Genomic DNA, 24,438 nt, shown 5'->3' with positions numbered 1-24,438 from the left:
CTGGCCAAGAATCATTCGACTCAGCTATACCATGCCAATCTATCAGACTGGTTTTTAATATTACCTATGAAAAAAGAAGACTGAAAAAGATACCGATGCACATATTAATAAAATAAAACAAGACTTGACCCGACGAGCCTTATCTTTTAATCATAACCGAATATGACCTCAGGGATTGTTCAGCACTATGGTTGGTATAAAATATGGTAATAATGGTTAATTATATCTTTTACCTATTTATTCCTAATGTTCATCTCCGTCAACCAAGCAATACATAGCTCCATCCACTTATCTTTTCGAGAGGGATTATTCATTCCAAATCCATGTCCACCAGTAGCATAGATATGCATTTCAGCTTTTACACCATTCCTCTTCAGTGCCTGATAATAATTTATTGAATTGGCAACGGGCACAACTTTATCATCGGTGCAGTGAATCAGGAAAGTGGGTGGTGTGTTTTTGTTAACCCAAAACTCATTAGAGAATGCCATGGATTTTTCACGACTTGCCTGATCTCCAATTAACGCTTTTTTTGATCCTTTATGTAAAATGCTGTCCTGAAAGGTAACTACCGGATAAATTAGAAGCGAAAAGTCAGGACGCAAGTTCGTGCTTGCTGGATTGTCAATCACGACATCCGTATAATGCGTTGATGCGGTTGAAGCTACATGCCCCCCTGCGGAAAAGCCCATGATCCCAACTTTTGCGGTATCAATATTCCATGTTTTTGCATTTTCCCTAACCATTTTTATAGCTTGTTCTGCATCCTGAAGTGGTCCAATAGAGCGGTCTTTCATAATTATATCATTCGGAAGGCGGTATTTTAGGACAAAAGCTGCCACTCCATTTTTATTAAATTCTTTGGCAACTTCAGTTCCTTCATTATTCATCACTAAATAAGAATATCCACCACCCGGACAAATAACCACGGCCGCACCGCTGGCAATATTTTTATCAGGCAGGAAAACGGTAAGCGTAGGTTCACTTACATTTTTAGTTGTTATTCTCCCGTTTTTGGAGGTATCTGTTTTTTCAACTAAATCAGAAGAAATTGAATTTGGAACTTTCTTGTAAAGCTTTACTACAGTTTGTGCGGAAAGACCATGACTCATAATAAGCATTAGCATGAATGCAGGAAATAATTTTCTCATATACTTGGTTTTCACAAAAATAAAAATTATTTTGTAAATATGTAGTACATATTAATTATACTTCTACTTTACATTCAAGTATTTTTGGACTACATTATTTATTCTTGTACTACATAAAATCGACTATATTTGAAGGTTTCTAATATTTATTTTTATGGCGATAATAGGTGATCTAAGTTTGGATCTCGACAAAATTTCATCAGATACAATGGCTGATGTGGTAGAAATGCGGTTAAGAGATTATTTTAAAAAGAAATCATTTAAGCCTGGAGATGCGCTACCAAAGGAACAAGAACTTGCTGATGCATTGGGCGTCAGCAGGAACGTGTTAAGAGAGGCCTTAAGTCGTTTGCGAATGCTAGGCATGGTGGAAACGAAGAAAAAACGGGGAATGATTTTATCCAGCCCGGATGTTTTAGGTGGTTTTGAGCGTGTTCTGGATCCATTAATTATCAGTGCTGATGCACTTCAAGATCTCTTTGAACTTCGTTTAATTTTAGAGATGGGCCTTGCCGATGTTTTATACCTAAACCTTAATGATCAAAGCATTCACGAACTTGAGATGATTGCAAATAATGAAAAGAAAAAAAATAAAGAAATTTTCAGAATTGCTAATGAAATAGCCTTTCACGGCAAACTTTATGAAATGGCAGGAAACGATACCGTAAAGCGTTTTCAACACATGCTTTTACCAGTATTCGGTTTTGTACTTCAACTCGAAAACGAATTCGTTTCTGGCAAAGTAACCCACCTGGATTTGGTCGAAATATTAAAATCAGGAACTAAAGATGATTTCAGAAATGGAATGTATGATCACTTGAAGCCGCATTTTGACCGCTTAGAGGCCATAAAAAAATAAATTTGTTTTTTATGTACTACATAACTATTTATTATTACATTTGTTTTATGCAATTCAAATAAGATTGCACTAACCAAATTACTATTAAGCTATGTATACCTCTAACGAAAGTCTTAAGAAGATTCGCCGAGTGCTTTGCTTTCTTTTGCTTATCTTATTTTACAAATCTATTAGCGCATCTGCGTCCAATTATTCTGAATCAGACAGTCTTAATTTTATATTTAAAGCTGGAGAGAATGGTTACTCCTGTTTTCGGATTCCGGCCTTAATTTACACCAGAAGTGGTAGTTTACTTGCGTTTGCTGAAGCTAGGCGAGCAAATTGTGGCGATTCAGGTGATATTGATTTGGTGGTAAAGCGATCATCAGACAAGGGTAAAACCTGGAGCAAAATGAACCTGGTTTGGAGCGATTCTACGAATACCTGCGGCAATCCCGTGCCCCTGCAAGATCAAAGTACCGGTAAAATCTGGCTAATCTCTACCTGGAATCTGGGTACAGATCATGAGAAGCAGATTGTAGATGGTTCTGCAAAAGATGGCCGTCATGTTTATACACTTTCCTCTTCTGATGATGGCAAAAGCTGGTCGAAACCAACAGAAATTACAGCTCAGGTAAAAAAGCAAGGATGGACCTGGTATGCGACCGGTCCCTGCCATGGCTTGCAAATTGTAAAAGGAAAGTATGCTGGTAGGCTGGTAGTTCCAATTAACCATATTGAGTCTGCAACCAATCAGAACTTTGCGCATATCATTTATTCTGACGATCACGGCCAAAGCTGGAAATTGGGGGACAATACACCCCAGGATAGAATGAATGAGACAACTGTTGCGGAGATTTCAGGCGGACGTCTAATGCTAAATATGAGAAATGGGGACCGTGCCATTAAAACAAGACATACTGCTACAAGTATCGACGGTGGAGATACCTGGAGCAATGTAGAAGTGGATACCACATTGATAGAGCCCATCTGCCAGGGTAGTTTGTTAAGCTATTTTTTCGGTAAAGATAAACCAACACTTTTCTTTAGCAATCCTGCCAGTAACAAAAACAGGATAAACATCACCTTGAGGATGAGTGTAGATGACGGGAAAACCTGGAATCACAGTCTGGTCTTACATACGGGGCCTTCAGCCTATTCAGACCTTTCCATTATTGATAAAAATACGATTGGTTGCTTTTTCGAAGCTGGTTATGCAAAACCTTACGAGGGAATTGTGTTCAAAGCCATTAAATACTCCGATTTAAAAAACAATTAAAAATTTTAGCAGCCTATTAAGCATATCACTAATCAATATGTAGTACATAAACACAATAAAAACTATGAGAAAAATTTTATTTTTGTTCCTTACTGCTGCAATTAACCTCTGTGGCTTTCAGGTAATGGCGCAAACAAACGACCTTCAGGTATCGGGGGTCGTTTCGGATGCATTGAAAAAAGAAACCCTGCCGGGCGTTAGTGTCAAATTGAAGGGTACGACCATTGGTGCGGTAACGGATGTTGATGGAAAATATACGCTAAGAGTTCCCGCAAACTCAATCCTCATTTTTAGTTATGTTGGTTATATCGAGCAAGAACTAAAGGTTACGGAATCCGGTACAAAAAACGTACAGCTTAACTCAAATGCACAATCACTGACGGATGTTGTAATTGTTGGCTATGTACAACAATCGAGGGAAAAAACGACAGCGGCGGTTTCTAAATTAGATGCGAAGCAACTCATCAATACGGCTAACGCAAGTCCAATCGCAGCCATTCAAGGCAAGATTGCTGGTGTATCCATCCCGCTTTCAAATGGACAGCCCGGTTCTGCAGGAACTAACATCATTATCCGCGGTGGCTCGAAACTCAATGTTTATGGAACCGGAACTGGAAATTCTGGTGGTGATCCGGTACAGAGCTCAGATGCTTCCAGTCCCCTTGTTATTGTTGATGGGGTTTTTAGAACCATGAAAGATATAAATCCTGATGACATTGAATCTCTACAAGTAATGAAGGATGCCGCTTCGACTGCAATCTATGGCGCCCGTGGGGCAAATGGTGTGATTGTAATTAAAACCAAAAGTGGCAAATTTGGCTCAAAAGCAAATATTACTTTTAATTACAGAACAAACTGGGAAACGCCTGCTCGCTTGTATGACTATCTGAGCGCGAAGGATTACCTGACCTTGGCTAGAACAACTGCAAAGAATACCAGTGATTTGATAGATAAAAATACCCTTTTAAATAATGGTGGTTTTTCTGCCGATACCAAGGTATACACTGCAAAAGGCCAGTATGGAATCGCAACAAACCTGACTGCTTTATATGATAATATTGTTGCCGTTGAAGGTCAGGATTATGTTAACAATCTTTTATCTAAAGGATGGCAGGTAATGGACGACCCGATTAATCCTGGTACAAAGCTTTTATTTGCCGATAATAATTATCAGGATCAGCTATGGAATACAGGCATGACTAACAATTATAATTTCGCAATTGACGGCGGAAGCCAGGTTGCAACATATAACGTATCCTTAAACTACATTAACCAGGCCGGCACTTTCGTGGGAACGAACTATAAACGGTACAGTGCATTAGGTAACTTTGGTTTTAAGGCAAGCGATAATTTACAGATTAACGCAATGTTAAATTATCAAAATATATTGCCGAATTATGTAGAGGCATATACCAATGATTTGGTTCGTGCAACACGAATTACACCTTTAATCAGAATTTTTAAAGATGATGGGTCACCAACTACCGGTGAGAATCTGACAACAAGGAACCGTTTCCACACTTTAGCGTACGATAATACAAAAGCTTCAACTGAAAGAATAGTTTCAAGATTAGACGCCGATTGGACAATTATCAAAGGTCTTCATTTCAGACCTGCTGTTTCTTATCTGGTCAGTGATGATAAGTCCATTTTCTCGAGAAAGGCTTTTCCGGATCCAATTCAGTTTGCGACAACACGGTTAAAAACCGAAAGCGTAAACATGACCCGCCAGCTAATGATCGATCAAATCATTCAGTATGAACATACTTTGAAAGAAGATCATCATTTTACTGCATTAGCCGGTTTCAACTACACCAGAAATGATGGTAACTCAATTGATATTGGTTCGCAAAGAGGAACGAATGACTACATTACGACCATTAATGAGCCGTCTGTGACAACAGTTAACGGTATTACAGTTACTAATGTTACCAACTTTGGAACGCGCCTAAATCAGACAAAATCAGCTAGTTTTTTCGGTCAGTTAAGTTATGATTATCAAAGCAAGTATCTATTTAGTGGCGTATTGAGGAATGATGGTTTCTCAAACTTTGCACCTGAAAACAAATTTGCATTATTTCCATCAGCATCCGTTGGCTGGAATATTCATAGGGAAAAATTCTGGAATCCAAATGTTGTCAGTACATTAAAACTGCGTGGAAGCTGGGGCCAGGCCGGCTCGAGTGATCTTGATTTGACCGACACTTATGGCAGTTATACAGCAGCAGTTTATGCGCAGAATTCAGGTATTCAACGTGCTAATCTATCAAATCCTAATCTGCGTTGGGAAACCACTCAAACGACTGATGTGGCGGTTGAAGCTGGGTTTTTTAAAAACAGAGTCAATTTAACCGTAGACCTTTATGATAAATTAACAAAAGATCGAATCGATTCCAAGCCGCTTCCAGCAGAAGCTCCTTTCTCGAGTATAACATTTAACAACGGGACCATTCAAAACAAAGGAATTGAGATTGAACTACAGGCTAAAGTTTTAAGTATTGGCGCCTTTAGCTGGAATGCAAATTTCTCATTTGCTTATAATGCTCAAAAGGTAATCAGCTTACCAAATAATGGCCGGGTCAATAACAGACAGGGTGGTGGGGTAGTTGTGGACCCAAACACCGGAAAAGAAATTGAGGTTGGAGGTTATGCAGAGGGTGAGAGACCTTTTGGATATTATGCATGGAAAGTTGAGAAAGTATTTTCTACAGATGCTGAAGCTGCTGCTTGGGGTAAAGTAGATCAAATTGCAACGGCCTCGGGTCTGACCGTAGGTAAAAAAGCAGGCGATTATCAGTTTGCAGATTTAAATAATGATAACATTATCGATAACCGCGATATGGTGTTTGTAGGTTACAAAACACCTAACAAAACAGGCGGCATGCAAAATACATTTACATATAAAAGCTTTTCGTTGAGGGTAAACATGGATTTTGCTTTAGGCCATGTAATTTCTGATGGCGCACTCGCCCGGTCTTTAGGCCAGGGTAGGGCCTATAATGAAGGAGCCCCGGTAGAGGCTTTAGGTGCTGATATTTGGCAAAAACCGGGGGATGTAGATAAAAAGTATGCCCGTTTTTCTTTTGGCGATGCTGATTTTGGCCAGAAAAATTATATCCGTCAGGGTGCTGCGACAGTGGGTACAGGTAGCGCATATGCTTCTGATGTAACTTCAATGATTACCAAAGGCGATTTTCTCGCCCTGCGTGAAATTTATTTGAGTTACGATCTGCCTAAAAACTTAATGTCGAAAATTGGCGCTACAGGTTTAAGTGTTTTTGCCAGCGCTACGAACGTCGGTTATCTAACCAGGTACAAAGGTTTAAATCCTGAATCATATACCGGCTTTGATCCGGGGGGGTATCCTCGACCAAGGCAATTTACTTTAGGTGCATCATTAAGATTTTAATTAAACAGTTATGAAAACGACAAAAAAATATACGCTGCTATCCATTATCCTTTTAATGGCTACCGGCTTCTCATCTTGTAAGAAATTACTAGAAGTTAGTCCCCAATCTCAAATAACAGAACAGGTGTATTTCAAAAGCGAGGGTGATTTTCAGCCTTATGTGACCGGAAATTACACCTCAATTCGAGCCTTTGCAAATTCAATCACCTATGGTACGGAAAGAAGTGAAGAATTAATTAACGGAACAAATAGTCGGCTCACGACGGTTTGGTCTCAGATTCTGAGCCCTACAGTAGGTGCATTGAATTACAATGGTCAATATAGGGCGATTGGTAATTGCAATTTATTACTTAACAAAATTGATCAATTTTCTTTTTCAAGTGAGGCGCTAAAAAACCGTTTAAAGGCTGAAACGCTTTGCCAAAGAGCATATACATATTTCTATCTGGTAAGGATAATTGGTGATACCCCTTTAATGCTTGAAGCCATTACAGATGATAATGTTCCACTTTTACCAAGAGCGAAAGCGACGGAGGTGATGAAACAGGTTTTTGCGGATTTAGACCTTGCGATCAGCTTGTTTCCGGAAAAAACATATCTATCGAAATATAGATTTTCTTTTGGTGCGGCGCAAGCTTTAAAGGCTGAGGCAAAACTATGGAGTGCAAAAGTTTTGGCTGGGGGAGCAACGGATTTTAATGATGCATTAACTGCAGCTGCTGCCGTTGAAGCTTCTGGTGTATCCTTATTGCCAAATTTTAAAGATGTAACCACCACGAGAGCAAATGCTGAGGTAATCATGTCAGCGTATTACAATCGTGATGAAAATGGCGCAAACTATGGTTTAAATGCTTTACCATTTTTGACAGCCATTTCAAACGCATCGAACCTGGATAGCATCGCATACGCGCTTACCTCTGTAAATGGCCAAGGCGGTTATCAGATCAGCAAAGAAAGTCGTTCGCTTTTTAGTGGCTTGGTTAACGATAAGCGGGTGCCATCAACCTATATAATTGAAAGACAAGGTACAACTCAAAAAAGTGCCTGGATTACGAAATTACCGGGTACTAAGTATGCAGACGACCGGATTTCGGATAACGATGTAATTATGTTTCGACTTGCAGACATATTTATGATTGAGGCAGAGGCTTACGCCGGATTAAATAATTCAGCTCAAGCCATTACTTACCTAAACAAAGTTAGAAACAGGGCTGGAATTGGTAATTATGCAGGCGGGACAGATAAAACAGCATTAGAGCGGGCAATTTTCGATGAGCGTGGTCGTGAGTTCTTTTTCGAAAATAAGCGCTGGTACGATATTGTTCGTTTCCACTTCGGCGGCACTATAAATGCCTACACCTATGTTCCAAATTTAAAGGGTAAAACGGTTCCGCTTTTCTGGCCGCTTTCTACAACTGTTTTGGCTGCCAATGCAAATTTGGTTCAAACTCCTGGCTATTAATTAAAAGTTTATGCAAAACGAAGATTTATTTAATTTCCAAAAACTAACCCCAGATCAGTTAAGCTTTTTCGAGGAAAATGGCTATCTGATAATTAAAGGTGTTTTAAAGCATGAGGGCTTAAAACAAATCCAGACCGAATGCATGGAGGCATGGAGGAAGGAAAAGGAATCTTTTGATCCAAATAAAAGCTGGCTTCAAAATGCTTTACTGGTGAATATCCACCATCAGGCCCCTACGGTTAGAAAATATTATTTTGAAGGACCTTTAGTCGAAATTGCCTCAGCAATCATTGGGCCGAATGTAAAAGGCGCCACCTCTCAACTCACCTTTAAAATGAAAGGCAATACCAAACCATTTGGTTGGCATCAGGATAATGGTTATGGCGAGCTCGAGCCCTATAATGCGTTAACTACCCTTACTGCTTTAGATGATACCGATCGGGGTAATGGTTGTTTGTGGTTAATTCCGGGAAGCCACAAAGCCGGACAAATCCGCGTGGAACAAAATGTGGACCAAAAGCAGAGCCAATCTGAAATCATTGTGAATGCAGATGATAAGCTAGCCATTCCGATGGAAATTAAAGCGGGCGATGGCTTAATATTTAACTGTTGGATGCTTCATAAATCAGATGGAAACATGTCGGAAAATCGAGATAGACGCATTTTATTTCTTCGTTATGCGGATGCAGACGCTGTTGAAGTTTATAATGATAGAAAGCCACGACTGGGAAAGCTGGTTAAAGGCAAAACGAAATTTGCAGAGGTTGAGGCTTTTGAGGCAGATCTTTAATCCAAGACTAATGAACAAATTGACTGCTGAAACCTTAAAGGGAAATTGGGCGACATTATTATTGCCGATTAAGCCAGACGAATCGATAGATTTTGCTTTACTGGCAAATGAAATAGACAGCTTGATTGATGCAGGCGTTGATGGAATATATTCAAATGGAACGGCAGGTGAGTTTCATAATCAAACAGAAGCAGAATTTGATCAGATCAGTTTGCTTTTGGCAGAAAAATGCAACCAAACTTCTACACCTTTTCAAATTGGATGCAGTCACCCCGCTCCAATTATCTCTTTGGAAAGGTTGACAAGAATTGCCAATTTAAATCCTGACGCAGTACAATTGATTTTACCGGACTGGGTGATAACCAATGATGAGGAACAGATCAGTTTTTTAAAAAAAATGGAAAGTTATGCTCAGGGAATCCCTTTGGTGCTTTACAACCCACCCCATGCAAAATTAGAATTGAAGCCTAGGGATTACTTTAAGCTTAAAAATGAAGTTCCATCCCTAATTGGAATTAAAGTTTTAAGTAAAGATGAGCAGTGGGTAATGGAGATGAAAGCGTTTGCCAGTCACCTTGCCATTTTTGTCCCAGGTCACTTTCTTGCAAAAGGTGTTGAGTCCGGTGTAGCTTCCGGTGCATATTCCAATGTAGCCTGTATAAATCCGGTTGCTGCTCAAAAATGTTGGGAACTGACGCAGGGTAATCTCGAGGAAGCCCTGAGGATCGAAAATAACATCCTGAAATTTTTTGACCGCTGTATCGCTCCTTATCAAAAACGTGGGTATTCAAATCCGGCTTTAGATAAATTTCTAGCCGCGGTTGGGGGCTACATTAAAATCCCGACTAAATTAAGATGGCCATACAAATGGATTTCTGAGGATGAAGTTTTATCCGCCAGAAAAACGGCAAAACAATTAATACCCGAATTTTTTTAACTCATAAAAAACACAGAAAATATGAAAATTAATGGCATAGTTGCTGCAACTTTCGCGGCTTATCAGGCAGATGGATCGTTAAATTTGACTATAATCCCTCGATTGGTTGATAAGCTTATTGCCGACGGAGTTGCCGGGGTTTATATTTGCGGCACCAATGGTGAGGGACCAAATATGACTGTGGAAGAGCGGATGGCTATAGCTGAGGCTTACGTTAAAGCAGTAAAAAAAAGAATTTTAGTGCTTGTGCATGTTGGCCATACTTCCATTAAAGAATGCCAGAAATTAGCGGCGCATGCAGCTAGAATTGGCGCCGATGCATTTTCATCGGTAGCCGCTTTTTATTTTAAACCCACATCAGTGGAAAATCTTGTTGATTGTATGGCACAAATTGCTTCGGCAGCGCCAGAATTACCATTTTATTATTACCACATGCCAGCTTTAACTGGTGTAGGGATGGATATGGTAGATTTTTTAGCCAAAGGCGGGAAACGCATTCCAAACCTGGCTGGAATAAAGTATACGGCGAGTACACTTCACGAGCTTCAGGCTTGCCTGAATTATGAGAACGGAAGATTTGAAGTACTCTCTGGTTACGATGAAATGCTATTGAGTGCACTTGCTGTTGGCGCGGTTGGTGCAATCGGGAGCACATATACCTTTGCGGCACCCGTTTATCTGGAGATTATAAAATTGTTTAGAAATAGAGAAATTGATGCGGCTGCGGATTTACAGTCGAGGGTAGTCGATTTTATCAGGTGTATCATCAAACATCCATCTATTGCTGCACAAAGGGCAATTATGAAGATGCTGGGTTATGATCTTGGTGAAGCCCGTTTACCACTGGTGTCTTTGTCTTCAGATAAATTTATTGAACTTGAACGTGATTTAAAAACGGTTGGCTTTTTTGAGCTGCTTAAGCAATATAAGTAAAGCTCCTTCGAGTTCACAATGGCGCTTAAAATGTACCTATGAAATATTTTATTTACCTATTTTCTTTAACTCTTATGTTGAGCACTACTCCAGGGCACACTCAAATCAAGCCTAGACCGGCTCGTTTTAAATGGGATCAACTGCCCGCCTTGCCCGATCAATTTGGTTTCGCCGGTTCTTTTAGCGGTGTATCCGGTGGTGCATTAATCGTAGCTGGCGGTGCAAATTTCCCGGATGGTGGCGCACCGTGGACCGGATCAAAAAAGGTTTGGAGCGATAAAATTTTTGTTTTGGATCAGCCTGATGGTCGATGGAAAATTGTTGGCAGGCTGCCAAGTGCTTTAGGCTATGGGGTATCTATCAGTTCCAACAACCAATTAATTTGTATTGGAGGGAGTAATGAAAAGGGCCACTCTGCTGCGGTGTTCGCTATTAATTACGATGGAGTATCAATAAGGTTAGAAAAGTTGCCAGATTTGCCAAAGCCGCTGGCAAATGCTACCGGAGCGATATCAGGCAAAATTATTTACCTGGCAGGTGGTCTATTTACTCCTGATGCAGAACAGACAGCGAATGTATTTTGGTCTTATGATGTATCTGGAAAAAGTAGTAAATGGAATAAGCTGGAAGCCTGGCCCGGCGCATCCAGAATGTTATCCGTTTCAGGCGTTGCAGGAGAATCATTTTACCTCTTTAGCGGTGCTGACCTTGTCAAAAATACTTCTGGCCAGTTGGAAAGGAAATACTTAAATGATGCGTTTTGCTTTACACCTGGAAAAGGCTGGAAAAAATTAGCTGATTTGCCGCACGCAGTTGTGGCAGGGCCAAGTCCAGCTTACACTTCAGAAGATAATACCTTATTGGTTTTTGGAGGTGATGATGGGAAACTAGCCGCAACTTCCTCGTCGTTAAAGGCCGAACATCCCGGTTTTTCTGATGAGATTCTGTCTTATAATCCTAATCATGATCAATGGATACCAAGCGGTAAAATGCTAAAAAAAGTCAACCCTGATGCAGACATTAATCCTAACGCCAGCATTTGGCCTGCGGTAACAAATTCTATGGTCATTTGGAAGGGTAATTTGGTTTTTCCTGGAGGCGAAGTAAGACCGGCAGTACGGACGCCAAGGGTAATTATAGCTTATCCTATCAAATATTAAACTACACAAAATTTGTATCATGGTAAATGTAAAATCAGCAAAATCATATTATTCCTGGACTCTGGTTGCAATACTTTGGGTAGTTGCATTTTTAAACTATTTTGATCGGATAATGATCACTTCGATGAGAGATCCTATCGTAAAGGAGTTTGCATTATCTGATGCTCAGTTTGGTTTGTTAACATCCGTCTTTCTCTGGTCTTACGGTATTTTAAGCCCCTTTGGGGGATTTTTCGCAGATAAATACAGCCGTAGAAAAGTGATTATTTTCAGTGTATCAATTTGGTCGGCCGTTACGCTTTGGACAGGCTTCACTTCATCTTTAATGAAATGTTGGTTGCCCGCGTTTTTATGGGCTTAAGCGAAGCTTGCTATATTCCGGCAGCACTGGCGCTCATAACAGACTATCATAAAGGAAAAACCAGGTCGCTGGCTACGGGTTTGCACATGAGCGGACTTTACGCGGGCTTGGCCTTAGGTGGTTTAGGCGGCTATATTGCCGAATTGTGGGGCTGGAGATCAGGTTTTCATGTATTTGGCGTTTTTGGTATTCTATACTCTTTTCTACTCTTATATTATCTGAAGGATTTAAAGACAGCTGTGGTCGAAAAGTCAGTGAAAGAGCTACCGCCATTAAGTTTATCAGGGTCAGTGAAAGTTTTATTTAAAGAAAGATCGTTTCTGATCCTGATGTTTTATTTTAGTGTTTTAGGTACCGCGAACTGGTTAGTCTATGGCTGGTTACCAACTTTTTTGAAAGAACATTTTCATTTGAAACTCGGGGAAGCGGGCATTTCTGCAACAGGCTACATTCAAATCGGATCTTTCATCGGGGTAATTTTAGGTGGTTTTTTAGCCGATAAGTGGTTCCTTAAAAACAAAAAAAGCCGAGTTTATATGATTATCATAGGTTTTACGTTGGGTGCTCCGTTTTTGTTTCTCATGTCATCAACCAGCATCTTTGCAATAGCAATTATTGCCATGTTTATTTTCGGCATCGCCAGAGGGTTTAACGATGCCAACTTAATGCCTATACTGCGCCAAATTGCCGATAGCAGATACATTGCAACAGGTTATGGTTTTCTTAATTTTTTAAGCACCATAATCGGAGGTTTGATGGTTTACGTAGGTGGCGCTTTAAAGGATGCAAATATTGATTTATCGGTTATTTACCAGGTGTCAGCAGTTTTAATGCTAATTGCTACATGGTCGTTATTCGCTATTAAAATTAAAAGAGACACTTAGTTATGGGTATCATCCTTGGGCACAACGGCTATCAATATAAAGTAAATGAGCATTGGGTGCAAAATAACCGGACTAATTATCCGGTAAATGATTGTCACGAAATGGTACAGGCTAAAAGCGGTCTGCTTTATCTGCTAACTAATGAAACCAAAAATAATATACTCATTTATAATCGAGATGGCGAAATTAAAGGCAGTTGGGGAAATGAGTTTCCGGGTGGACATGGGTTGAGTATTCACAACGAGAATGGGACGGAATTTTTATACATTACAGATACCCTTAGGCATAAGGTTTTTAAAACCTCCCTGACAGGTAGGGTTATTTTTGAAATTGATTTTCCCAAGGAAATTGGTTTATACCAATCTGCTGAAGAATTTAAGCCAACAGAAACATTAATTGCTACAAATGGGGATATTTATGTTACAGACGGATACGGACATCAGTTCGTAGTTCAATATAACGCAAAAGGCGAATATTTAAGGCATTGGGGCGGAAAAGGCCCAGGAAAGGAGCACTTTGATTGCGTGCATGGCATTGCTCTTGATAACCGCAAGGAGGGGCAATCTTCATTATTGATCACATCAAGAAATGAGAATTGCATTAAGCGATTCAGTTTAGAAGGAAAGTATATCAATAAAATTAGTTTACCTGGATCTTTTGTTTGCAGGCCCGTAGTACATCATAACAATATTTACGCTGCGGTTTTTCGTTCAGGAGACAATCAGAATTATGGCTCAGGATTTATTACCATCCTTGATGAGTATGACAAGGTTATTTCGTCTCCAGGTGCAAGTGAGCCGATTTACCAGAATTATTGACTGTTGCCTCAAAGGCAACTTTCGAAAATCTTTATTCATCCGCATGATGTTTGCATCGACCAGGATGAAAATATTTACGTTCCGCAATGGAATTCTAATAGAACACATCCGTTAATGCTATCCAGAATTGGCTGATTATAACTTTCGCCAAGGAAAATTTGGATAATTCTGCCTGATGGAAAACTAGCCTGTGTTTTTAGGTCGTGGTCCACAACGCAGATTGTGCTATGGGGCCGTGATGCTGGCGGTAGCCTTACTAATAGCTTTGTCCGTTCAAAGGGAATAATCTTTAGTATCTGGCTTTGTGGTTCTCACATGATATGATTCTAAATAAAACTGACTGACATAAATGTTCCTCGCTTATTTAACGCTCGGTCTGAATAGACGGTCGGTGCCGAGATGCTCGGCAGCTGATTTATGCTCGACGACCTATGAGCCTGGGTACCGTCTATGTCGCATTCCTTCTAAAGAATGTAAAAACGTCTGCACGCGGGTTCCTGTGTTGGCTGGACAATAAACCTTAATTCAATACCCCCCCGGACATACAATTATCCGGATTGCGATGAACAGGAATAAGACAGTGCCCCAAGAGCCGCGTTTTGTCTGTTTGAACTATGGAAATAAACATACTGTTCACCTTTCAAACTCATTTCGCTCACTAACGAATCAAAAGCACTGGTTTTTGAACGAAAATCTGCATTTGGTTTTTTAAGCTTTACAGGGCCAGAAAATAAAATAAGCGTTCGCCTTCGTATTCACTTTACGTATTTCTTTTTTTATGTAGATTACAAGTCGATAAAATCGATTTATCACAATTTAAATATGAGCTCAGAACTGATGCAAAATGATTATGTTGACACTCGTCTTGTATCAGCGCTGCTTAATAGCCAGCAAGGTCCCGCCTGCATTATAAAAATTCAGGAGGACCTGATTGGTATCCGTTACGCAAACGATGATTTCCTGAAACTTATTGGCATCGATTCAATCGGCCTTGGGGGGCTGTTGCCTGCAGACATTTATGACCATGGTGTTCTGTCAGTGCTGATTGCAGATCTATTGCAGGCAGTCCAAACAAAAACACATAGAGAATCTTCAGTTATCTTGTGTTTGCAGGGACTATCATCGCAATCGATGCGCTTCGGGGCTAAACATAGTTACCTCTTTGGCAGCGAGGGTGCCTTTTACGTGCTACAATTGCTAATCCGCCCCCAAGCGCCCTCTGGCTTTGTAAATGACCACATACCATTTGCGGACGCTACCAGCAATGCATTTGCTGTAAAGCATTTATTCGAGAACGGAAAGCTTTTCAAGGCAATGGTGCATGATGGCTCGGACATTATAGCCATACTAGATGAAACGGCTAATTACCTTTATGTAAGCCCTTCATCCAAGTCCATTCTGGATTTAGAGCCAAATAGCTTGGTCGGAAGGAATGCTTTCGAATTCATCCATCCCCAGGACATTGAAAAAGCCAATCTAGAGTTTGCTGATGCCGCCGGGCAAAAGAAAGTATCGTTAACCCCGTTTCGTTTCCGGCATAATAACGGGACCTGGCGGTGGATTCAGACCATTATTACCGATCTCCGGGGAACGCCTTCCATAGGCGGATTCGTCGCCAACTCCCGAGATGTCATCGATATTTTACAGGCACAAAAAGCTTTAGAGGTTACTAACGAACGATACCGCTACGTCAGCAGGGCAACATCTGATGCAATCTGGGATTACGACGTCGCCTCAAGTACACTGTTGTGGGGAGAGGGTTTCAAAAAAATGTTCGGCTATTCGGATGATACATTGCAGTCAGATATCATGAGCTGGCACAGCAGGATACACCCAGCTGATGCTCAGCGGGTGGAAGCCAGGCTAGAATCATTTCTGGCATCAGAGGAAACGAATTGGAGAGATGATTATAGATTTTTAAAAGCCGACGGAAATTATGCCCATGTCGTTGACAAGGGCTTTGTGATTCGTGATAACCAGGGCAGCCCGCAAAGGATGATTGGCGCCATGCAGGACATCACCCTGAGAAAAAAGGAGGAGGCACGTTTGAGGGTGCTGGAATCGGTTGTGACGAATACCATCGATGCTGTTATCATCGCCCAGATTCTGCTTACAGGCGAGCAAAACATCGGAATTGTTTTTGTAAACAAAGCTTTTGAGCGCATGACTGGATACCGTTCCGGAGAAGTGGAAGGCCGAAATCCCTGGTTTCTCCAGGGCTCCGGTTCTGACCACTTGGAACTCGAAAAGTTGCTTGCGTGCATTGAAAGCAGTCAACCCTATCAGGGCACCAACATCAATTATAAAAAAAACGGTGACGAGATCTGGGTAAGTTATTCCGTTGCCCCGGTCGCGGACCCACAGGGGATTCACACCCACTGGGTGGCCATTCTTCGCGATGTGACTGAAAACAAGAACCGTGAAATCAAACAGCAACTACTATCCGATATCAACACCATATTCAATAAAGAGAAAGGTTTGCGTGACACCGTTGTGTCCATGTTGTCCAAAGTCTGTGAGTTCGGGAAGTTTGCTTGTGCGGCCCTTTTTACGAATGATGATTTGAGTGATTCGCTCGAACTTACTGCATGCCGTTTCCACAATGACGCCGAAGCGGGTAGCGGGCTTTACCCCGATGATATTTTTATTAATAAACATTATGCGCAACAGATCAAAAACAACGGGAAACCCGGTCACTGGAAATTAGGCAATACCGGTGAAGAACTATTCAAGAAGGACATCAGGGGACTTTGTGGAATACCCCTTTACCGCCATAAAACGCTTATCGGCGTACTCTTGCTGGGGACAACAAAAACAGCACCTTTAGACCTATCCGGCCTGCCTGAGGATTTAGGTAGTCATTTAGCTACAGAGCTTCATCGAAAAAAACTCGAACAGGATTTAGAGCATATCTTTAAGCTGGCCCCCGATATTATAGCCATTACAGATTTTTCGGGTAACTTCAAGAAGCTAAACCCCGCTGCATCAGAGCTGCTTGGATATAGCATGGAAACCTTGCTTTCAAAGCCTTTCAGGGATTTTTTGCATCCAAACGAGAAACAGTTAAACATCAGCCAGCTTGAAAGCCTTCGACAAAGCGGTAAAAACTATTACATTGAGGAGCAGTATCTTACCCTCGACGGTAGGAGCAAGTGGCTAGCCTGGACATCCCACCCGATTCAGCGCGAAGGACTTATCTATTCTGTCGCCAAGGATATCACCGATAAAAAAGAGCTCGAGCAGCTTTTGCTGAATTCAAACAGCCTTGCCCGGATTGGAAGCTGGGAGCAGACTTTCCCGGAAAAAAAAGTGAGTTGGTCAATCATAACACGTGAGATTATGGATGCGGATTCGGGGTATCTTCCGACTGAAGATATGCCTCTTGGGGCATTCTATCCGCAGGAGACAATGGAGATGATGCAGAAACGCATCCTCGCTGCGAGAAATCAAGGTGTTCCCTGGGACGAAGTACTTCAGATAAAAACCAATTCCGGTCAACTCAAGTGGGTGAGAAGTATTGGAAGCAGCGAAATGGTCGAGGGTAAATGTTTGAGGATTTTTGGTAGCTTACAGGATATTGACCAGCAAATGCACGCGGAGTTTTCTGCAAGAGCAGCCAGAGCCGAGCTTGAAGAGTCGGAAAAAAGATACAGTGAACTCTTCCATTTGAGCCCGCTGCCAATGTGGGTATACGACTTTGAAACCCTCGACTTTGTTGATGTTAACCAAACCGCGATTGCCAGCTATGGTTACAGCAAAAAGGAATTTTTATCCATGAACATCAGAGCGATAAGACCTCCTGAGGAAATCCGCAAACTTGAAAAAGCAATGATTAAGACCCGCAAAAACGAAGCTTCCATATTTAGGGGAACCTTTAACCATACCAAAAAGAATGGCGAAATTATTCAGGTAGACATTAAAAGTAACACCATAATATACAAGGGAAGGAAGGCAAAAGTTATTATCGCAACCGACATTACAGAACGGCTCAGACAGTTCCAGGCAATAGAGTTGAGAAATAAGAGGCTTAGGGAAGTTGCCTGGATACAGTCACATAAAGTTAGGGCCCCGCTTGCCAAACTGATGGGGCTGGTGCAGCTCTTGTCAAGCAGAATGCCGCAAGCTCCTGCAACTGAAAAAATTCTTGATTATCTCAACACCTCGGCGCAAGAGCTTGATGCGGTCATCAGAGAAGTTGTAGTTAAATCCGAAGAGTTAGCTGAACCCGATTTATGAACAGAAAAATACTTATCATAGACGATGACCCAATTGTTTTGTTCCTTCATGAGACAATCTTGGGCGACAGTGCAAAAAGTGCAGCTGTCCTAACCTTCGAAAGCGGAACCCTGGCGCAGGAATATATTATAAAAAACAAAAGTGACGAGTTGTTGTTGTTGCTTGATATTAACATGCCGGTGGTGAACGGCTGGCAACTTTTAGACTTTCTCTCTACTGTTAGCTGCCAATCAGAGATAGCCGTATTAATGGTTACTTCCTCCGTAAATGATTCAGATAAAGAAAAGGCGCTAAGCTATCCAATGGTTAATGGATTTCTGATCAAACCATTGACTCCGGGAGCATTACTTGCTTTGCTAGACAGTGACCGCTTAAGAAAATTTCTTGAATAATGATTTTCGCTTATCAATCTAAAACTGCGAACACATGATCAGTATGGCGTTGATTAGGTGTTGGTAAATCATTGAGTACAATAAATGACCTTATCGTGGAGTAGAAGTAATTGGTTTGGGTAACGTTGAAGCCAGGGCAATCTGACCGACATTTTAAGTAGCGTTCGTTCTACTTTATTTCATCAGGATATTTTTTGCTTGTCTATTTATTACATAAACATGAGATTTGTAAATGCAGCCTTTGGATGCCTTATGTTATCTAAACCGCAAATGCTTTCACCCATTCCCGATAATTCGTTTGCAGGAATCTCCGATAATAATAACGGCTTGCAGCAGTGATTCAGAAGCCTGTTCCTGAATTTTTCTAATCGGGCATCTGTCTTCTTACTTTTTTTGCTTTTGGCACTGGTGTTTTGGTTTGCTTCGATTTGCGCTTAGCTGGAGTTGATTTGACTGGTGTAGGCAGCTTCTGTTTTTTGTTTTTTGCTGACGCTTTTTTCTTCCTTGCATTTTTAATGCGGTATTCAAGTAGATATAGCCTGGTCTGCCACTTGTCTATGGTCTGATCGTAACTTTTGGGTAGTCCGGTTGGTTCAAGCATGCCGAGGACCTGAGCGAGTTCGCGGCTGCTGTCGGCCTTGGTTTGGTTGGTTTTCAGCCAATCCTGTTGTTTGGCTTCGGTTGCTTTTTGAAATTCAGATGTTGCTGTTTTGATGAGCTGTGCTTCCTGATCTTTTGTTTTGGTCTTTCGGTAAAGGATCATCTGCCTGTTCCATGCATGGGTGTTGGTGGGGTCGATGGCAACCGCTTTCTGATAAAGTTTAATGGCGTTTGGGGTATCGCCAGCCCGTTCGAGCATGATTGCTTCCTCGAAATGTTTTTTGGACCTTATCTTTTTTGCTTCGGACATTGATTTCTTTGGAACAATCCGGGCTGGGGATTGTTTGCCGGAATTGCCGGTCTATATGACCCGGGAGTGACCGGCGGAGTTCTGCGGTATCCTAACTTTGATTGTAAATATTTGATAAATGAAGAAAATTGGATTTTTATCTTTCGGGCATTGGGCCGATCATCCTTCCTATCTTGCCAGAACGGCTAAAGATACTTTGTTACAGTCCATCGATCTGGCTGTTGCTGCAGAGGAGATTGGTTTGAATGGTGCCTACTTCAGGGTTCATCATTTTGCCAAGCAACTCGCTTCGCCGTTTCCACTGCTTGCAGCAATTGGGGCTAAGACCTCCAGCATCGAGATTGGAACCGGAGTCATTGATATGCGATATGAAAACCCTTTGTATATGGTAGAAGATGCAGGATCTGCTGACCTTATTTCCGGTGGCAGGTTGCAACTCGGTATCAGCCGAGGTTCTCCCGAGCAGGTGATTGAAGGGTGGAGACATTTTGGCTTTGCACCTGGTGAGGGAGAAAGTGATGCGGATATGGGAAGGCTTCACGCAATGGAGTTCTTGAAAAGACTGGAGGGCAAGAGTTTTGCACAGCCCAATCCAAATCCGATGTTTCCAAATCCTCCGGGACTGCTTCGATTGGAACCTTATTCCGAAGGTCTCCGGGAGCGGATCTGGTGGGGGGCAGCCTCCAATGCTACGGCAATATGGGCCGCAGAGCAGGGCATGTATTTGCAGAGCTCAACTTTGAAGTTTGATGAAAACGGTAAGCCCTTCCATATCCAACAGGCCGAGCAAATCAGAATGTATAAGGATGCCTGGAAAAAATCGGGGCATTCACGCGAGCCAAGGGTATCTGTCAGCCGTTCCATTTTTGCGCTGATGAACGATCGAGACAGGATGTATTTTGGAGGGCAGGGGAAAGGCTCGGACAGCTTTGGCTATATCGAACCTACCCAAAGAGCGGTATTTGGCAGGGGCTATGCGGCAGAACCTGATCAGCTGATTAAACAGTTGGCAGAAGACCAGGCTATACAGGAGGCGGATACAGTGCTGTTGACCATTCCAAATACCTTGGGGGTGGATTACAATATGCATGTGCTCTCGTCAATCCTGGAGCATGTAGCCCCGGGACTGGGATGGAGGTAGATGAATTCGGTTTTTTGAACTGGATAAAACATTTGATTCGTCCCAGCGCTGATGAAGCGCTCTAGATATTTATGATTTATAATATCTGATTTTCGTGTGGGTTGATAAATTAGTCCTATTGCACCGCAACATGTTGGTTTCATTATTTTACATTTTGAGATTTCGACTCGTCACTTTATTATCCGTTTACTGGCTGAGCACATCATGTTAGTTATCAACAGAAAGTGTAATGCAAGCTGAATTGACAAATTGAATTGCTCCCGGATTTTTGAGCCGGGAGCAATTAATGCCGTCTTTTAGCCTTCCTGATTTATAAAAGTCCTAAGGTAATCAGCTGCTGAAGACCATTCTATTTGCTTGAAGGTTTGGTTATCCAGGGACGGGTGTTGAGTGGTAAACATCGAATACATGTACTGCGCCTGTTGCCATTTGGCATACAGTTCCATTTCTCCGGAGGGATTATCTTCCCGCTGTTTCCTTATGAATTTCGCAAACTGGTCAAGCTCACTGATTTTATGAACAGTGAAATGTTCGTTTGTTATGGATTCGATAATTTGCGCTAAGCTGTTTGGGCTAACCTGAAAGCTTGCGATATGCAGATTCCGCGGCGTTTTTTCTTGAAGAGCGGTTTCTGCAGTGAAAGCTGCCGTGTTCTCCATCGTCGTGAAATCCAGCTTCCAATCAGCCTGTTCTCCCCAATAACCTATTGTCTTATTTTTTAAATCAAGAATAGGGGTATTGTATTTAAGAATATCGGCAAATGCACCATTAAAAACTGATGTTGCCGCTATGGTCTTTCCATCAATGTAAGCTTTAAACTTTCTCCGTAGATCGAAATTTCTATTTTCGCCAGGAACCAAGGGATTATAATCCGTACAGAAGTCAGATGGGATAAACCTTTTTACCCCACTCATAATGGCAGCATCCAGTAAGGCGCTTTGATGCTCAACGATTACTTCATCCAAGCCGGCCAGTGCAGATATAATGCAATCAGCGCCCCTGCAGGCCTCCGCAAGACTTTTGAGGTCACTGTATTGGGCGCTAACCGGCGCAATACCATTTCGGGTGAGAAAAGCAATCTTTTCAGGATCACTTTCAGGACGAACCAGTGCTTTTACAGCTGCGCCGCGTTCAGCCAGGGCCAGGCAAATCATCGATCCCAAATGGCCTGTTGCCCCCGCAACCAAAATTGTTTTTTTCATTTCTTTTTTTAACATAGCTTTATTTTTTTAAAAATTCGTTTACCGCCTCGATAACTGCCTTCGGATGCTCTTCAAACAAATAGTGTCCGCTTTCGGTCATTTCAGCCATAGCGAGGTTTTTACATACATAAGGCAAAGCCATTTTCATATAATTATAGCTTACATAACTTCCAATACCAAGTACTGGCATTAGCAAGGGCTCGTATGATTTAGCATCTTCGATATCAGTAGTAAAGCTTTGATACCAGGCATTGGAAGCCCTGATGCTTTCTTTGTCATTGTAGGCGGCGGCATAGATTTCTCGCTCAGTCTCGCTCATCAGGGATTCATCAATCATCACGTAATGGAAGAGCCAGTCAATCAGGAACCTGAAGCGACCTTCAAGAATTAGTTCAGGGAGGCCTTTTACCTGATTAAAACCCATCCACCAAGCATAGGGTAGGTTTGCATCCATTTTTTCTCCAAAAGTGCCGGCAGCAGGTAATAAAGACATATGCATCATGCCTTCACTGGGATGCATTCCATCTGCTATGATTAGTTTTTTTACGTACCGGGGAAAGTTAAACGCCAGACTCATTGCAACCATGCCACCAATGTCATGTCCGATTAGGTTAACCTGCTCAAGATTGAGCGTTTTTATGAGTTCTATGATGTCTATAGCCATATTCTTCTTGTCGAAGCCAGATTCAGGTTTTTCTGAAGTCCCCATGCCCCTGATATCAACGATGAATACCGTGTGTGTTTTGGAAAGTTCCAGTGCCACATTGCGGTAGGAATACCAGGTTTGTGGCCAGCCGGGAAGGCATAGGAGGGGATCTCCTAAACCTCCCTTTACATAGTGAAGTCTGACTCCATTTACTTTTTCATAGTGGTTCGTAAAACCTGGAAAGTCTTCAATTAACTTTTCGTCGGAAAAGCAATGGTTAATAGGTGTTGAATTTTCTAGCATCTGGTCATGTTTTTTTTATGATCAAAGTTAACAGGACCAGAGGCTGGTAAAACTACCAGTTGGTAGTAAATCTAGCTATCTTAATTTTGCCCGGATCCTGCTTAAGGCGTTGGGGGTAATTCCTAGAATAGAAGCGAGGTCTTTAACAGGGATTTTCATTAACAACTCGGGCATTTCTAAAAATCCAGCATAACGTTCTTCGGCAGACATCGTTTGGAAATTTAGAAGTTGGTCTACCATCCTTGCCGCTGTGGCTTCCCACACTTTACGCCCGAATTCTTCCCAGCCGGGGATGTGCGCATATAGAAAGTCCATATCTTTTTTGTCGATAATCAGCAGTTGTGTTTCTTCTATCGCCTGAATGTTAAACCGGGTTGGCTTTTGCGGATTTAAACTGGAGATTTCAGTAAAAAATTCATTTTGAAAACATACCCAGGTTGTATTTTCCTTATTATTTAATTCGTAATAGAACCGCAGACCACCGCTTATAATGAAAAAGTATTGGTTGGCAATCTGGCCGGTTTTTAGTACGAGCCTGCCTTTGGGTATTGATTTAAACCTGCACCGGGAGCATATAAGATCGAGCTCATGCTGTTCTATGGAAACAATTCTTTTTATGAAAGAGACGAATTCATGTGTCTGCATTTATTTTAAAAGGTTTACAGCAATGAATGGTTTGCTAAGGAAAGTGTACATGTTCAGGAATATGATGGCAAAAATATAAAACAAAATGTTTAACAGGAGATTTACTTTTCATTCCTAGTTGCATCATCCTTATTTTTTTTTGGTGGATTGCAAGATGCTTATCTTAAGATGATCCCTGGGATAGCGAAATTATGCTTTAACGCTGGTAGATAACGATGGGTATGTTTAATTTGAACTGCTAATAAATGTTTACCTTATCTGTCTAATATTTCGTTTTGGAGTAGATTTTAATGCCGTATGTTTCAATTGAGTTTCAGCGCTCAGTAATGAAGCAGATTTCAGCTCAACAAATCTCTATTTTTTCTTCCTTACGGCCTGGGCTTTAAGCATCCGCAGTCCTTTAGCAGGGTTATTCAGGACTAAAACAGGAAGCGCTCCCTTTAAATTCGGAGCGTCAGTTAATTATGAACATCCTGATGTAACTTCCTAATTGTCTTTATTTCATAGTTGATAACAATCGAATACATCAGATTATAGTTTATCAGACAGAAATTATTGCTAACGTTTTCGAAAAAGGATGGCTCCATTCGATATATAATGATTGTTATTTCAAACAAAAGCAACGTTAATGACTTGCATAGCAATCATTTTGCGGGTAATTGTTTGTCCAAAAAATTAATAGATGCCGCAGATGCCAGGCGTATAATTTCAAGTTCTCTTTTACTCATCTCCGCTTGCTCTGCAACTGCCGACCATTTCCCAACTACTCTCGAAATCTGGGTTGCGATTTCGCTTGCATGTTTTGCGCTAAAACCGTCCGGGGGTAAGTAAAGGGATTCCTTCTAACGCTTCTTGATATACATTTAGGATAACGGCTAATAAACGCCAACAGCCGGCCGATGCTGTCCAGCTGATAAGAAGCTTTAGGTGTCTTTCTATCA

Annotated in this window: 17 protein-coding genes and 1 pseudogene; 13 read left to right on the top strand and 5 right to left on the bottom strand. The window is 41.5% G+C overall.

Features of this window, described 5'->3' with window-relative positions; genetic code table 11:
* Positions 1 to 233: 233 nt before the first annotated feature.
* Positions 234 to 1,151 carry an alpha/beta hydrolase gene (locus AC0IWT_RS10140; protein WP_471797098.1) on the bottom strand — a complete coding sequence of 306 codons (918 nt, stop codon included), beginning with the start codon at positions 1,149 to 1,151 and terminating at the stop codon, positions 234 to 236.
* A 154-nt stretch (positions 1,152 to 1,305) separates the two neighbouring features.
* On the opposite strand from AC0IWT_RS10140, the gene AC0IWT_RS10135 reads away from it, so the two are divergent.
* The 12 genes and pseudogenes from AC0IWT_RS10135 (at position 1,306) to AC0IWT_RS10080 (ending at position 18,650) form a co-directional block, all read left to right on the top strand.
* Positions 1,306 to 2,010, top strand: coding sequence for a FadR/GntR family transcriptional regulator (locus AC0IWT_RS10135; protein WP_056871626.1), 705 nt, complete (start codon positions 1,306 to 1,308; stop codon positions 2,008 to 2,010).
* A gap of 91 nt (positions 2,011 to 2,101) precedes the next feature.
* Positions 2,102 to 3,268 carry a sialidase family protein gene (locus AC0IWT_RS10130; protein WP_471797097.1) on the top strand — a complete coding sequence of 389 codons (1,167 nt, stop codon included), beginning with the start codon at positions 2,102 to 2,104 and terminating at the stop codon, positions 3,266 to 3,268.
* Between the two features lie 64 nt (positions 3,269 to 3,332).
* Positions 3,333 to 6,677 (top strand): SusC/RagA family TonB-linked outer membrane protein, encoded by a 3,345-nt coding sequence (locus AC0IWT_RS10125; RefSeq protein ID WP_471797096.1) that lies wholly within the window; start codon positions 3,333 to 3,335, stop codon positions 6,675 to 6,677.
* A gap of 10 nt (positions 6,678 to 6,687) precedes the next feature.
* Entirely contained in the window at positions 6,688 to 8,139 is a 1,452-nt protein-coding gene (locus AC0IWT_RS10120; RefSeq protein WP_471797095.1) for a RagB/SusD family nutrient uptake outer membrane protein, read from the top strand.
* 10 nt (positions 8,140 to 8,149) lie between these two features.
* The gene (locus AC0IWT_RS10115) at positions 8,150 to 8,929 is read left to right on the top strand and encodes a phytanoyl-CoA dioxygenase family protein (RefSeq protein ID WP_471797094.1); all 780 of its coding nucleotides are present in this window, start codon (positions 8,150 to 8,152) and stop codon (positions 8,927 to 8,929) included.
* Between the two features lie 10 nt (positions 8,930 to 8,939).
* Positions 8,940 to 9,866: a dihydrodipicolinate synthase family protein gene (locus tag AC0IWT_RS10110; RefSeq protein ID WP_471797093.1), complete on the top strand. Its 927-nt coding sequence runs from the start codon at positions 8,940 to 8,942 to the stop codon at positions 9,864 to 9,866.
* Between the two features lie 21 nt (positions 9,867 to 9,887).
* A complete protein-coding gene (locus AC0IWT_RS10105) occupies positions 9,888 to 10,799 on the top strand; it encodes a dihydrodipicolinate synthase family protein (RefSeq protein ID WP_471797092.1) in 912 nt (303 codons plus the stop codon).
* Between the two features lie 38 nt (positions 10,800 to 10,837).
* Positions 10,838 to 11,959, top strand: coding sequence for a galactose oxidase (locus tag AC0IWT_RS10100; protein WP_471797091.1), 1,122 nt, complete (start codon positions 10,838 to 10,840; stop codon positions 11,957 to 11,959).
* A gap of 19 nt (positions 11,960 to 11,978) precedes the next feature.
* Positions 11,979 to 13,204: pseudogene (locus AC0IWT_RS10095) on the top strand (MFS transporter).
* A 2-nt stretch (positions 13,205 to 13,206) separates the two neighbouring features.
* Entirely contained in the window at positions 13,207 to 14,022 is an 816-nt protein-coding gene (locus AC0IWT_RS10090) for a 6-bladed beta-propeller (RefSeq protein WP_471797090.1), read from the top strand.
* Between the two features lie 822 nt (positions 14,023 to 14,844).
* Positions 14,845 to 18,258 (top strand): PAS domain S-box protein, encoded by a 3,414-nt coding sequence (locus tag AC0IWT_RS10085; RefSeq protein WP_471797089.1) that lies wholly within the window; start codon positions 14,845 to 14,847, stop codon positions 18,256 to 18,258.
* The gene (locus AC0IWT_RS10080; protein ID WP_471797088.1) at positions 18,255 to 18,650 is read left to right on the top strand and encodes a response regulator; all 396 of its coding nucleotides are present in this window, start codon (positions 18,255 to 18,257) and stop codon (positions 18,648 to 18,650) included. Before AC0IWT_RS10085 ends, AC0IWT_RS10080 begins: the two co-directional genes overlap by 4 nt.
* Before the next feature lie 364 nt (positions 18,651 to 19,014).
* On the opposite strand, the gene AC0IWT_RS10075 is transcribed toward AC0IWT_RS10080, so the two are convergent.
* Positions 19,015 to 19,560: a tetratricopeptide repeat protein gene (locus tag AC0IWT_RS10075; RefSeq protein WP_471797087.1), complete on the bottom strand. Its 546-nt coding sequence runs from the start codon at positions 19,558 to 19,560 to the stop codon at positions 19,015 to 19,017.
* Between the two features lie 118 nt (positions 19,561 to 19,678).
* Between AC0IWT_RS10075 and AC0IWT_RS10070 the strand changes: the two genes are divergently transcribed.
* Positions 19,679 to 20,701, top strand: coding sequence for an LLM class flavin-dependent oxidoreductase (locus AC0IWT_RS10070; RefSeq protein WP_471797086.1), 1,023 nt, complete (start codon positions 19,679 to 19,681; stop codon positions 20,699 to 20,701).
* Positions 20,702 to 20,997: 296 nt separating this feature from the next.
* On the opposite strand, the gene AC0IWT_RS10065 is transcribed toward AC0IWT_RS10070, so the two are convergent.
* From AC0IWT_RS10065 to AC0IWT_RS10055, 3 genes are all read right to left on the bottom strand, one after another.
* Complete coding sequence (locus tag AC0IWT_RS10065) at positions 20,998 to 21,903, bottom strand: NmrA family NAD(P)-binding protein (protein WP_471797085.1); 906 nt, start codon at positions 21,901 to 21,903, stop codon at positions 20,998 to 21,000.
* Positions 21,904 to 21,922: 19 nt separating this feature from the next.
* Positions 21,923 to 22,852, bottom strand: coding sequence for an alpha/beta fold hydrolase (locus AC0IWT_RS10060; RefSeq protein ID WP_471797084.1), 930 nt, complete (start codon positions 22,850 to 22,852; stop codon positions 21,923 to 21,925).
* A 75-nt stretch (positions 22,853 to 22,927) separates the two neighbouring features.
* Positions 22,928 to 23,497, bottom strand: a complete 570-nt coding sequence (locus AC0IWT_RS10055; RefSeq protein ID WP_471797083.1) for a Crp/Fnr family transcriptional regulator — start codon at positions 23,495 to 23,497, stop codon at positions 22,928 to 22,930.
* Positions 23,498 to 24,438: the final 941 nt, after the last annotated feature.

It is taken from the genome of Pedobacter sp. AC464, assembly GCF_979253075.1.
The sequence above is the reverse complement of the archived record's forward strand: the minus strand, read 5'-3'. Positions and strand labels throughout refer to the sequence as shown.